We start from the raw sequence: 11,380 nt of genomic DNA on the forward strand, positions 1-11,380 counted from the left end.
GCTCAGAACGTTGTATGAACAGGCAAAATGGCTGGTGTTGCCAGGTCGCAGAGAGCGAAGTTATCCGAGAGAGCTCAGAGCCAGAAGCAGGAAATATCCAGATAAAAAAGTTGCTGGCCACCCTTAAGTGACCAGCATTACCCGTTTGGGTGGCTTTGTTACTTTGATTTCAAACGGAATAATGCGCAGCGCATTTTATGGCAAGCGGGATTGGTGGCACGCTTTGCCGCACGCCTTTATAATGAAGAACATAATCATGAGCACGATGGACCTTTCCATCATCATCGGCATCCTGGTTATGCTCGCCCTGTGGCTTGGCGCACTCTTCAACATCGGTGATATCACCTTGAGCATTTCACGTCTGTTCCACTGGATTGAAAGCCAACGCGGCTAACCCCATGCCGACGGCGGAAAACATCGGCTATGATTGAAAGACCTTACCGCCATTTTCCGAGACTGTCGCTCGCGATAAAGAGGACCGCATCATGACCGACTATGCGTTCTACAATCAGATCCTGACCCGGCTGGCCGCCAATCACCCCGGCACGCTGGATGAAAAAACCTATGAACTGTGGAAACAAGACGCCACCAGCCCGCACGCCTTCGCCGATCCCTTCGCCTATCTCAAAACCAAGGGCCTGATACAGGCCTATGTGATGAGCGACATCGACGAGAACAACTATGATATCGACCCGCATCAAACGCGGATCACCGCCGCCGGTCTCGAGTTCATTCGCAACGGCGGGTTCAAATAAGGGGGATACCCGCCAACAAAAAACCGCCAGACGGCGGTTTTTTTTACTCTAAAAGCGGGCGAACCGGCTCAGGCGGGGAAAGGCCGGTAAAAAATGCGCAGCACTTCGTTGTCGCCCTGGCGTAAAAAACCGCCTTCCGGCTGCCAGCGCAGATCGCGCGCCAGATTGAGATTTTCCCAGCCGACCGCGCCCCCCACGCCGATGCAAAGATTTTTATTGCCGGCGGCAAAGCCTGCACCGGTGCCGATCATGGCATGCAGCAAACGGGGCGCCGTCGCGTCACGCAGGGAAAATATGCCGATAAAACATCCCTGCGGCGCGCGCAACATATCGGCCATGGTGCGGATCTCGGTATCGTCAGGGCTGACGAAATGTTTGTATTGCTTATCGAATACCGTCTGCCACAGCTGCTTGTATTTCGCCTTGCTAAGCGCGCCTGAACGGTGGGCGCACAACACCACCGCATCCCAGCACATCTCCCCGCTCAGCGAAAGATACTCTTCCGTATCGGCTTGCGGCTTGTCGGCGTAATGCCGCGCAAATTCAGCCGCATTCAAATGCGGCGGCACGGCCTGTTTGGCAACGTCACTCTTGTAGCGTTTGAAATTCAACCAATGCATGGGAAGTATCCTCTTCATCCGCTAGATTTATGAAGCTGAAGCCGTGGACGAGACGAGCCATCAAATCCAGGGCGTCGTCGGCGATGGCCGTTTCGTCGTCATTCAACCCCTGTTCCACCGACCGCTCAATCGCGTTCATCACCGCCGGAGCGCTGGTTTCCTCCCCCTGCGCCACCACGTCTAATACGGCTTTGCCGATCGCCAGACAAAGCTCATGATCAAACTCAACCTCTTTATACGGCTGCATAATCACTCCGATAAATTTTTACCCAAGAATACTAGACCACAATGGCGTATCGCGCCTGTCATCGTAGCGTAGCAATCTATGCAGCCGAAGAGAAATGCATCGGGCCCCGGGTTGATAGCCCGAAGCCCGATAACGAGCAGGTTAGTGCGGTGCTTGTTCGGTGGGGCGAATGATAAAACAAGTGGCGGTTGCCGAAGCCAGCAGCTTCCCTTCCGCCGTTTTGAGCGTGCCTTCAGCGAAAGCGACGTTCTTCGCCGCATAGACCAGACGCCCCTCGGCGATCAGGTCACTCTCCTTCGGCACAGGGCGCAGCATTTTTACCTGCAGATCGACGGTGCCGTAACCTACGCCTGCGCCCAGCGTACTGTGCACCGCGCAACCGGTCACCGAGTCCAATACCGTGGCGGCAAAGCCGCCATGTACGCCACCCAGCGGATTCAGATGGCGCCCGTCTGCCCGCGCCACGATACGGATATACCCTTCTTCCACCGCAACCGGCTTCATGGGCACGGTTTCAGCGATCGAGGCCGCTGGGATCTTGCCGGCCATTGCAGCCTGTAACAGCGCCAGCCCGGTCATTTTTGTCGGGTCCATGGTTTTCTCCTCGGATCAGTAAACCTCTCATATAGTAGAGGTCTGACCTGTTGGCTTGCTTTTTCGTGCTGGTGGCTTCTTCCCCCTTGATTCACTGAGTGTGAGCACCATCACTCTTTAGCGTTAATAACCACAATTTTTTAGCGCCTTTAGATTTAAAACAATTTTCTGTTGTAACCGCCGCAGGAAACTGAACGCAGTTAAGTTCAACATTATTAAGGCGTATCTATCATGGATTTCTTTCTGCAATTAGCGGTTATATTGGCATGCCTGCTGTATGGGGCGCGCAAGGGCGGCATTGCGCTGGGATTACTGGGCGGTATCGGGTTGATGATCCTGGTGTTCGGCTTTCACCTGCAGCCCGGCAAACCGCCGGTAGACGTAATGCTGGTGATCATCGCGGTGGTGGCGGCCTCCGCCACCCTGCAGGCCTCTGGCGGGCTGGACGTGATGCTGCAAATCGCCGAACGGATGCTGCGGCGCAACCCGCGCTACGTCTCGATCATCGCACCGTTCGTGACCTGCATTCTCACTATTCTGTGCGGCACCGGGCACGTGGTGTACACCATCTTGCCGATCATTTATGACGTGGCGATCAAAAATAACATCCGCCCGGAACGGCCGATGGCGGCCAGTTCGATCGGCGCGCAGATGGGCATTATCGCCAGCCCGGTTTCGGTAGCGGTCGTTTCACTGGTGGCGATGCTCAGCAGCTATACCTTCAATGGCCGCCATCTGGAATTCCTCGATCTGCTGTCGATCACCATTCCTTCCACCCTGTGCGGCATTCTGGGGATCGGCATCTTCAGCTGGTTCCGCGGCAAAGACCTGGACAAAGACCCGGAGTTCCAGAAATTCATCTCGGTGCCGGAGAACCATCGCTACGTCTATGGCGATGCCGCCACCTTGCTGGATCGGGTGCTGCCGCGCAGCAACTGGATCGCCATGTGGATTTTCCTCGCCACCATCGCCCTGGTGGCGGTGCTGGGGGCATTTTCCGAGCTGCGGCCCAGCTTCGGCGGCAAGCCGCTCTCCATGGTCCTGGTGATCCAGATGTGCATGTTGATGGCCGGGGCGCTGATCGTCATCATCACCCGCACCAACCCGGCGTCTATCTCTAAAAACGAAGTGTTCCGTTCCGGCATGATCGCCATCGTGGCGGTGTATGGCGTCGCCTGGATGGCGGAAACCATGTTCGGCGCGCACCTGGCGCAGATCGAAGCTACCCTGGGCGTGCTGGTGAAAGAGTACCCTTGGGCCTATGCGCTGATCCTGCTGCTGGTGTCGAAATTCGTCAACTCGCAGGCCGCCGCGCTGGCGGCACTGGTGCCGGTGGCGCTGGCGATCGGCGTCAACCCGGCCTATATCGTCGCTTCGGCGCCGGCCTGCTACGGCTATTACATTCTGCCAACCTATCCCAGCGATCTGGCGGCAATCCAGTTCGACCGCTCCGGCACCACCCGCATCGGCCGCTTCGTGATCAACCACAGCTTTATTCTGCCCGGCCTGATCGGCGTTAGCGTCTCCTGCGTCTTCGGCTGGATCCTCGCTGCGGCGTTCGGTTTCTTATGATTGGTACTGCGGAGCCCTGCGGGGCTCCCTGCAAGCAGGATGACAATCCATGGGTATGTGGTATGACAAAAAAGGGAAGAATACAGGTGTAACGCGAATTTCAGGCACAAAAAAACCGCCTCTCGGCGGTCTACGACATTACTACTTATTGCTTTGATTATTCGGTATTTTTGTTCCCTGGTACCCGGGGCGGGACTTGAACCCGCACAGCCATAAGCCGAGGGATTTTAAATCCCTTGTGTCTACCGATTTCACCACCCGGGCTCGGGAAAGTTGGAGGCGCGTTCCGGAGTCGAACCGGACTGGACGGATTTGCAATCCGCTACATAACCGCTTTGTTAACGCGCCTTTATTCTGTTTGCCTTTTCAGGCCAAAGCCGGTGATTCACCCACTTCGTTTTGTTCTTTTGATCGGCGATGTTGAAATCGCTTATCTTAATCATCTGATTCTTAAGTAATTTATTTCGTTACCGCCGAATCGATGGACTGCATTATGGACTAAACCCCCCACCTTGGCAACCCCCCGAAATAGCAAAAAGTTCTCTAACGCTTTCAACTGCTTATTTTGTGGGCGCACTGTTCACAATGCCAACGGAAAGGCAAGCGAAATGTTGATTTTATATGCATCGGTTCAGGGATTCACGGGCAAATCGGATCTTTTTTCTCGGCAGGAATCGCTTACCCGCGCCCTCTGCGGCTTTTCACTTGCTTATGGTGATGGGATATCAGGCATAACATTATCATGAATCTCCGGTGCCGCTGCCCCGAACGGCCAACGCAACTGCAAGGCTGGAGACTGACGTCAGATTGTGCACCGTACGGCGCCCAATCAAATGTGCCTGATTGCACCATGCAACGGATGCATCCTGGGGTATGAAAACGACAGCAGATATAGTGGCAATAATCGAGGTAGCAGGATGAAGAAGGGTTTCACCGGACGGCAAAGGAATAGAAAACGAAAAAGGGGCCAAAGCCCCTTTTCGCTTACCTGCCGAATCACGGGGATTCAACAGGCTAATGTTTGGAGCGGGAAACGAGGCTCGAACTCGCGACCTCAACCTTGGCAAGGTTGCGCTCTACCAACTGAGCTATTCCCGCATTACCAGAACTGACTGATTTATTTGCTATCTTTCGGCAATTCATCGTTGTCGTCTGATGCGATGCATTCTACTTGCCTGACGTGATGAGTCAATAAAATTGTTGGCTCATCACGATCGTTTGCCGATTTTTGCAGCGTATCGATCACGGTTCCAGCAGATCGTTGCGCGCCGCTTTCAAATATTGGAACATCGACCAGAAAGTCAGCACCGCCGCGATATACAGCAAGCCAATCGCCACATACTCTACGGAGCGATCCGGCCGCCACAGCAAACCCACCAGCGACATCATCTGCGCCATGGTTTTCACTTTGCCGATCCAGGATACCGCCACGCTGCTGCGCTTGCCAATTTCCGCCATCCACTCGCGCAGCGACGAAATGATGATTTCACGGGCGATCATGGTGGCCGCCGGCAGCGTGATCCACCAGCTGTGGTAGTGCTCCGCCACCAGCACCAGCGCCACCGCCACCATCACTTTGTCCGCGACCGGATCCAAAAACGCCCCGAAGCGCGTCGTTTGTTTCCAGCGGCGTGCCAGAAAGCCGTCAAACCAGTCGGTGACGGCGGCGAACACAAAGATAACGGCGCAAACCATCGGAGCCCAGTTGAACGGCAGATAAAACGCCAGCACAAAGAATGGGATCAGAACTACGCGAAACAGGGTAAGCCAAGTCGGTATATTCAATTGCATAATGCTACGGTAACTATCTGGCTAGAGTGGAAATTAAGAGTATGTTGCTACATTGCCCTCAGTGTTTCAATGCATTGTAGATCTTTTCTGCCAATGCTTGTGAAATACCCGGCACTTTTGCAATTTCCTCCACGCTGGCGTTCAACAAAGGTTGCAGTCCGCCCATATACTTCAACAGCACCTGACGCCGTTTCGGCCCTACGCCTTCAATCAGCTCCAATGCGCTGGTATTTCTGACTTTCGCCCTTCTCTGCCGGTGGCCGGTAATCGCATGATTGTGCGAATCGTCGCGGATGTGTTGGATCACATGCAGCGCCGGCGAATCCGGCGGCAGCGAAATCCCCTCGCCTTCCGGCACGAAGAACAACGTTTCCAATCCGGCCTTGCGATCGGCGCCTTTGGCGATGCCAATCAGCAGCGGCTTATTCTTGTCCCAGGTAACGTTCAGCGATTTGAAGACCTCGATCGCCATGCCGAGCTGCCCTTTACCGCCGTCGATAAAGATGACATCCGGGATCTTTTTCTCTTCCAGCGCCTTGCCGTAACGGCGCTTCAGCACCTGCGTCATCGCCGCGTAGTCATCGCCGGGAGTGATGCCGCTGATATTGTAGCGCCGATACTCCGCTCGCACCGGGCCGTTACCGTCGAACACCACGCACGAAGCCACGGTCTGTTCGCCCATAGTGTGGCTGATATCGAAGCACTCCATGCGGTTGATTTCCGTCAGGTTCAGCACCTTGGCCAATTCCGCCAGCCGCTGATGAATAGTCGACTGTTGCGAAAGCTTGGTGGTCAACGCCGTTGCCGCGTTGGTACGCGCCAGCTTCAGATAACGGGCGCGGTCGCCACGCGGTTTGCTTTGAATTTGGATCTTGCGCCCCGCCAACTCGGAGAGCGACTCCGCAAGCAGGTCTTTTTCCGGCAGGCTGAAATCCAGCAGGATCTCACCGGGCAGCGTGCGCGCCTGGCTGCCCTGCAGATAGAACTGACCGACAAAGGTCTGCACCACTTCGCCCATATCCGTGCCGCCCGGCACTTTAGGGAAATAGCTGCGGCTGCCCAGCACCTTGCCCTGACGGATGAACAGCACGTGCAGGCACGCCATACCGGCATCGAACGCCACGCCGATCACGTCCAGATCGTCGCTGTCGCCCGACACGAACTGCCGCTCGGTGACGCGGCGCACGGCCTGAATTTGATCGCGAATGCGCGCCGCCTCTTCGAAATTAAGCAGTTTGCTGGCTTCTTCCATACGCGCAATCAGCTGGTGCAATACCTGCTGATCTTTGCCCGAAAGAAACAGCCGTACGTAGTCCACCTGCTGCCGGTATTCTTCTTCGCTCACCAGGCCGGCAACACAAGGCCCCAGACAGCGGCCGATCTGATACTGCAGGCACGGGCGCGACCGGTTGCGATATACGCTGTTTTCGCACTGGCGGATCGGGAACAGCTTCTGCAGCAGCGCCAGCGTTTCGCGTACGGCGTAAGAGTTGGGAAAAGGCCCGAAATATTCGCCCTTGGCGTGTTTGGCGCCGCGGTGCACCGCCAAACGGGGATGGGTATCCGCACTGAGAAAAATCAGTGGGTAAGATTTATCGTCTCGCAAAAGAACATTATATCGCGGTTGGTACAATTTAATGTAGTTATGTTCCAACAGCAGCGCTTCCGTTTCGGTGTGGGTAACCGTTACGTCTATTTGCGCGATATTTTTAACCAGCGTCTCGGTTTTACGGCTACTGACCTGCTGCCGAAAATAGCTGGCGAGACGCTTTTTCAGGTCTTTGGCTTTACCGACGTAGATCACCGTACCCGTGGCGTCGTACATACGATAGACGCCGGGCTGGCTGGTGACGGTACTCAGGAAGGCTTTGGCATCAAAACGGTCATTCACTGCTTAACAACGTCTCCGCATTGAACAATCCATGTCGGATGGCCAGGTGAGTCAATTCGACGTCGCCGCTGATATTCAGTTTGCTGAACATGCGGTAACGGTAGCTGTTCACCGTTTTCGGGCTGAGACTCAGTTGCTCCGAGATCTCATTCACCTTTTTGCCTTTGGTGATCATCAACATGATCTGTAACTCGCGTTCAGACAGGCAGCTGAACGGCGTTTCAGCCTGCGGCTCCAGCTGACTCAGGGCCATCTGCTGGGCGATATCAGACGCGATATAGCGCTGCCCCGCATGCACGGAACGCAAGGCGTTAATCACTTCCTGCGGCGCGGCGCCCTTGCTCAGGTAACCGGCGGCACCCGCCTGCATCACCTTCGCGGGCAAAGGATTTTCAGTATGGATGGTCAACATGATGACTTTGACGTCGGGTGCATAACGCACAATCTTGCGCGTGGCTTCCAGCCCGCCAATGCCCGGCATATTCATGTCCATCAGCACGATATCGACAGCGTTGCCACGGCACCATTTTACGGCGTCTTCACCGCACTGAGCCTCACCGACAACTTTTATACCTTTGATATCTTCAAGAATGCGTCGTATCCCTGCGCGCACCAGTTCGTGGTCATCAACAAGAAGAACGCTAATCAAGGAAAAATCTCCAAAAAAAGGGAGTAACGCAATCGGCCTCTGTTTTCGCCAGAGATATTACTTGTTTTTCAGACAAGAATGAACACAGATTAATACATACTTTCGAATAACTTTGCGGAGCAGAGCTGATTTTTCAATTTTAGCCGTCTATGCCGCCGATAAATCGTCACGTTGGAAAAGATCGGACGACGAAAATAATTGCGCGGCGCTGCACCAAACACAGGATAGCGCGACAATCATGTTGCGCGTGAGAAATCTGTGTAAGCAATCGCGACATGCATAATATTAACACGGCCATTGGCTGTTTGTAATCATTTGATATTTAAAGGCGTAACGAAATCCGCCGCCAACGTGGGTTTGGCAACCCGCGTTCGAAACTATTATTCTCGGCAAACGCCGGTAAAATCGGTGTTCCCCGCCCAAATAATTATAATCCCCCCCATTGTTCAACAATAACGTGCCGGACAAATACTTGTTAACCACCTCGAAATAACTGGCCGACAGCGGATGATTCAGCATGGCAATGAGCGAACGTTGCCCGCCCGCATGACCGGAGCAAGCCCGGTGCAGATGACGGACGCATGCTATGCTATACTCCGCGCCCAGTTAAATTCGCCGCTGCGCGCGGGGCAACGTTTAGCCCGCGCGCGGTGCGCCAAAGCAGCTTGTATCAGGCTACGGCCTCAAAAAATCAGGAGAGAAAATGAGCAACGTTGATTTCACTACGTCTGCAAACCCGGAAATCTTGGCGACCGAGGTTGCCTGCCTCAAAGCTACGCTGACGCTGATCTTGAAGTCGATCGGCCAGGCCGACGCCGGGAAAGTCATCATCAACATGGAACGTTTCATCGCCCAGATTGAAGATCCTACCCAGGCGGAAATCTTCAAGAACAGCATTCAGCAAATCAAGCACGCTTACCGTCAGTAAGCGTTGCGTCCCAGACCCGCACTTCTTGTGGGTCTGCTTTTCACCGCGCTACGCCACACCCCATTGATCTTGCACGTGCTTTCGGGCAGTGTGTTGACTTTCCCCCACACCCGAGACCGTTATGGCCATCCTTGTCAAAGCGCTGATCGGCGCGCTGGTCGTGGTTCTGATCGGCCTGTTGGCCAAAACGCGCAACTATTATATCGCCGGTTTAGTCCCGCTCTTTCCCACTTTCGCCCTGATTGCGCATTACATTGTCGGCAACGAGCGTTCCATTGCGGCGCTGAAAACCACGCTGATTTTTGGCATGTGGGCGGTGCTGCCCTACCTGGTGTATTTGATCTCGCTGTATTTCCTGATCAACAGTCTGCGGCTGTCGTTGGCTCTGGGGGCGGCGGTACTGTGCTGGATTGCAGCAGCGTGGCTACTCATTACGCTGTGGGGATGGTGGCAAGGGCGTTAACGCCCTTGCCAGGGCAGATTACGGTCGCCCCGCCTGTAAAACAAAGCCACGCTGCCGATCACCGGCGATACGCAGATAGCGGCTTTCACCGGCGCGCAGCGTCATCGGTATACTGCCGCCGGTCTCACGCCAAATACACAGGTGATTCTCGATCATATCTTGCCCGATACTGACCGAAACATTGCCTGGCGGCACGCGAAACTCTGCTTTTTCTTTCGCCTCCAGCGAAGCGGCAAACTCCCCATTCACATAGACGCCGGTGCGGCAGCTGCCCGCCAGCATTCCGCTGTCGCGCACCACCACCACCGTGGCGTAAGGCGTATCCGGGATATTCTGATAGAGCATCAGACGGCTTGGGGGGGGCAACTCAGCCTGTTGCGGCGGCACGGCTTGGGTCGCACATCCCGTCAACAGTGCAGAGGCAAATAACAACGCGGCGTAATGCTTCATCCTTGGCTCCTGAAGAAAATAATGCTTATCGTAACAAGAGAATAGCTGTCTCCAGTAGCATTCATACCGCAGATGCGAAAAAATCGGATAACTTCCCACTCCTCCCACGAACCTGCAGGGATAAGAAGATTCTGCATTAAAGCCATTGAAATAAAGGCGATTATTGCAGATTTAAAACTTGATCATGCCACGTTGGATATCTGCAGCAAAAGCGCCACTGACGTAACTGAAACCATCCTGCGTGACGTAAACCCGGGTATGGCCGGTCTCTGATAACACCGCCACCATATATCCCAGGGCGATCATTTCATGAGACGGAACGTTCATCGGAGTTAGAAATCCGCGGCTACGGCACCACTGATAGAAGCGAGTTCGCCCATATCCCAACACGGAGCCAACATCGGAGAGGTGCTTAAAAGTATCATAATCCTCTGATGGTGCAGGTAAACCGTCATGACTTTCAGGCGTTTTCTTTATCCCTGACAAAATAAACTCCTTTTTTGTAGCTGTCGCGAACGGTTATCCTGCCTCTGAACTGAATTTAAAAAATCCAAAATTAAAATGCAAATGAATTCCCTGTAACTAAAAATTCTCTTCTGGATAAAATCCGAAAATAAAACCCCATTAAAAAAACAGAAATAAAAAAATAGGGTATTAATACCGAGAATTAAATTCTTGGCATGGGTAAATATCCTAAATAAAGATAATATTCAAACCAGCTAAGAACATACTTAGCCTGCATATTATTTCTCTACTCATAACGATGCAATGATGCTCGGATCCTTGCGGCAAAAAGAGAATGAATAAAACCAGCGCCACATCGGCCTGCCCTCGCCATGAGGTCGCCGCTTCCTACAGACTTCACTCAATGCGCCACATCCTCTCTCAACGCGGCACTTCCTCAATCATACCTAAACAATAACCATTATCATTTCCAATTATTGCACCAGTTTATTACACTGCCCTACCTCACCGGTTAGGAACATTCCTAGTCAGCGAGCCTCAGGATAGAGAAAGAGTTAGGGACACCATGAAGAATTGCCGTTGTTTGATTGCCTTGCCGTTATTGATGTTGACCGCCTGCACCCAATGGGAAAGGCCCGGCGCGGTTGAGAGTACCCGAAATGCCGAATATGCCGAATGCCGCAGTCGCGGCTACGAACGTTTTCCGCCGGATGTGGTGCGGGACGTGGAGTTCAGCTACGAAAACAAATACATTCCTTGCGAGAAAAATAAGAAAGACTGTCCATCGGGATACCGCTATGACAAGGAACCGTCGATTAAAACAGTGCAAACCGATCGCAATCAGTCCGCACGAGACGCCACCATCGAAGCCTGCATGTACGGCAAAGGCTGGCGAGAGAAAACCTACTATTGGCCGCAATGGTGATATAGCGGCGTTTGCCGGGTGCGGAATGCC

General features: G+C 53.8%; 14 protein-coding genes and 3 tRNA genes. 6 read left to right on the forward strand and 11 right to left on the reverse strand.

The annotated features are described in order from the left end of the window. Positions 1–127 precede the first annotated feature (127 nt). Both REA38_RS02695 and REA38_RS02700 read left to right on the forward strand, forming a co-directional pair. Positions 128–394, forward strand: coding sequence for a hypothetical protein (locus REA38_RS02695; protein ID WP_308884898.1), 267 nt, complete (start codon positions 128–130; stop codon positions 392–394). A gap of 91 nt (positions 395–485) precedes the next feature. Next, a complete protein-coding gene (locus REA38_RS02700; RefSeq protein ID WP_033646469.1) occupies positions 486–755 on the forward strand; it encodes a hypothetical protein in 270 nt (89 codons plus the stop codon). 68 nt (positions 756–823) lie between these two features. Here REA38_RS02700 and REA38_RS02705 read toward each other — a convergent pair whose 3' ends face one another. The 3 genes from REA38_RS02705 to REA38_RS02715 all read right to left on the reverse strand — a co-directional run bounded on the left by REA38_RS02705 (position 824) and on the right by REA38_RS02715 (position 2,216). Beyond that, on the reverse strand, positions 824–1,375 hold the full coding sequence (locus REA38_RS02705) for a hypothetical protein (RefSeq protein ID WP_033638004.1): 552 nt from the start codon (positions 1,373–1,375) through the stop codon (positions 824–826). Then, positions 1,341–1,622 carry a hypothetical protein gene (locus REA38_RS02710; RefSeq protein WP_033638003.1) on the reverse strand — a complete coding sequence of 94 codons (282 nt, stop codon included), beginning with the start codon at positions 1,620–1,622 and terminating at the stop codon, positions 1,341–1,343. The genes REA38_RS02705 and REA38_RS02710 overlap by 35 nt, the downstream gene beginning before the upstream one ends. A 141-nt stretch (positions 1,623–1,763) precedes the next feature. After that, positions 1,764–2,216: a PaaI family thioesterase gene (locus REA38_RS02715; RefSeq protein WP_103798680.1), complete on the reverse strand. Its 453-nt coding sequence runs from the start codon at positions 2,214–2,216 to the stop codon at positions 1,764–1,766. Positions 2,217–2,447: 231 nt separating this feature from the next. On the opposite strand from REA38_RS02715, the gene REA38_RS02720 reads away from it, so the two are divergent. Beyond that, entirely contained in the window at positions 2,448–3,788 is a 1,341-nt protein-coding gene (locus REA38_RS02720; RefSeq protein ID WP_308884900.1) for an anaerobic C4-dicarboxylate transporter, read from the forward strand. Positions 3,789–3,966: 178 nt separating this feature from the next. On the opposite strand, the gene REA38_RS02725 is transcribed toward REA38_RS02720, so the two are convergent. The 6 genes from REA38_RS02725 to uvrY all read right to left on the reverse strand — a co-directional run bounded on the left by REA38_RS02725 (position 3,967) and on the right by uvrY (position 8,119). Further along, a tRNA-Leu gene (locus REA38_RS02725) sits at positions 3,967–4,052 on the reverse strand. A gap of 10 nt (positions 4,053–4,062) precedes the next feature. Next, a tRNA-Cys gene (locus REA38_RS02730) sits at positions 4,063–4,136 on the reverse strand. A gap of 674 nt (positions 4,137–4,810) precedes the next feature. Further along, positions 4,811–4,886 (reverse strand) — tRNA-Gly (locus tag REA38_RS02735). 144 nt (positions 4,887–5,030) lie between these two features. After that, complete coding sequence (gene pgsA, locus REA38_RS02740; RefSeq protein WP_033637960.1) at positions 5,031–5,579, reverse strand: CDP-diacylglycerol--glycerol-3-phosphate 3-phosphatidyltransferase; 549 nt, start codon at positions 5,577–5,579, stop codon at positions 5,031–5,033. 58 nt (positions 5,580–5,637) lie between these two features. After that, entirely contained in the window at positions 5,638–7,470 is a 1,833-nt protein-coding gene (gene uvrC / locus REA38_RS02745) for an excinuclease ABC subunit UvrC (protein WP_047568116.1), read from the reverse strand. Continuing rightward, positions 7,463–8,119 (reverse strand): UvrY/SirA/GacA family response regulator transcription factor, encoded by a 657-nt coding sequence (gene uvrY / locus REA38_RS02750; protein ID WP_004927947.1) that lies wholly within the window; start codon positions 8,117–8,119, stop codon positions 7,463–7,465. Before uvrY ends, uvrC begins: the two co-directional genes overlap by 8 nt. Positions 8,120–8,822: 703 nt before the next feature. Between uvrY and REA38_RS02755 the strand changes: the two genes are divergently transcribed. Beyond that, the gene (locus tag REA38_RS02755) at positions 8,823–9,047 is read left to right on the forward strand and encodes a DUF2594 family protein (RefSeq protein WP_004927950.1); all 225 of its coding nucleotides are present in this window, start codon (positions 8,823–8,825) and stop codon (positions 9,045–9,047) included. Positions 9,048–9,168: 121 nt separating this feature from the next. After that, positions 9,169–9,510, forward strand: a complete 342-nt coding sequence (locus REA38_RS02760; protein ID WP_033637958.1) for a GlpM family protein — start codon at positions 9,169–9,171, stop codon at positions 9,508–9,510. Between the two features lie 18 nt (positions 9,511–9,528). On the opposite strand, the gene REA38_RS02765 is transcribed toward REA38_RS02760, so the two are convergent. Further along, on the reverse strand, positions 9,529–9,960 hold the full coding sequence (locus REA38_RS02765) for a hypothetical protein (protein ID WP_047568120.1): 432 nt from the start codon (positions 9,958–9,960) through the stop codon (positions 9,529–9,531). A 171-nt stretch (positions 9,961–10,131) separates the two neighbouring features. Continuing rightward, positions 10,132–10,446: a hypothetical protein gene (locus REA38_RS02770; RefSeq protein WP_033637956.1), complete on the reverse strand. Its 315-nt coding sequence runs from the start codon at positions 10,444–10,446 to the stop codon at positions 10,132–10,134. Positions 10,447–10,990: 544 nt separating this feature from the next. On the opposite strand from REA38_RS02770, the gene REA38_RS02775 reads away from it, so the two are divergent. Then, entirely contained in the window at positions 10,991–11,350 is a 360-nt protein-coding gene (locus tag REA38_RS02775; RefSeq protein ID WP_033637955.1) for a hypothetical protein, read from the forward strand. Positions 11,351–11,380 lie beyond the last annotated feature (30 nt).

Source organism: Serratia sp. MF1(2023), assembly GCF_030954545.1.
In the GTDB taxonomy this organism is placed as follows: domain Bacteria; phylum Pseudomonadota; class Gammaproteobacteria; order Enterobacterales; family Enterobacteriaceae; genus Serratia; species Serratia sarumanii.

Bases quoted from the DNA above. Each gene is read 5' to 3' on its own strand.
- REA38_RS02700 (WP_033646469.1), top strand. From the start codon at position 486: ATGACCGACTATGCGTTCTACAATCAGATCCTGACCCGGCTGGCCGCC.
- REA38_RS02705 (WP_033638004.1), bottom strand. From the start codon at position 1,375: ATGCATTGGTTGAATTTCAAACGCTACAAGAGTGACGTTGCCAAACAG.
- REA38_RS02710 (WP_033638003.1), bottom strand. From the start codon at position 1,622: ATGCAGCCGTATAAAGAGGTTGAGTTTGATCATGAGCTTTGTCTGGCG.
- REA38_RS02715 (WP_103798680.1), bottom strand. From the start codon at position 2,216: ATGGACCCGACAAAAATGACCGGGCTGGCGCTGTTACAGGCTGCAATG.
- REA38_RS02720 (WP_308884900.1), top strand. From the start codon at position 2,448: ATGGATTTCTTTCTGCAATTAGCGGTTATATTGGCATGCCTGCTGTAT.
- pgsA (WP_033637960.1), bottom strand. From the start codon at position 5,579: ATGCAATTGAATATACCGACTTGGCTTACCCTGTTTCGCGTAGTTCTG.
- REA38_RS02755 (WP_004927950.1), top strand. From the start codon at position 8,823: ATGAGCAACGTTGATTTCACTACGTCTGCAAACCCGGAAATCTTGGCG.
- REA38_RS02760 (WP_033637958.1), top strand. From the start codon at position 9,169: ATGGCCATCCTTGTCAAAGCGCTGATCGGCGCGCTGGTCGTGGTTCTG.
- REA38_RS02765 (WP_047568120.1), bottom strand. From the start codon at position 9,960: ATGAAGCATTACGCCGCGTTGTTATTTGCCTCTGCACTGTTGACGGGA.
- REA38_RS02775 (WP_033637955.1), top strand. From the start codon at position 10,991: ATGAAGAATTGCCGTTGTTTGATTGCCTTGCCGTTATTGATGTTGACC.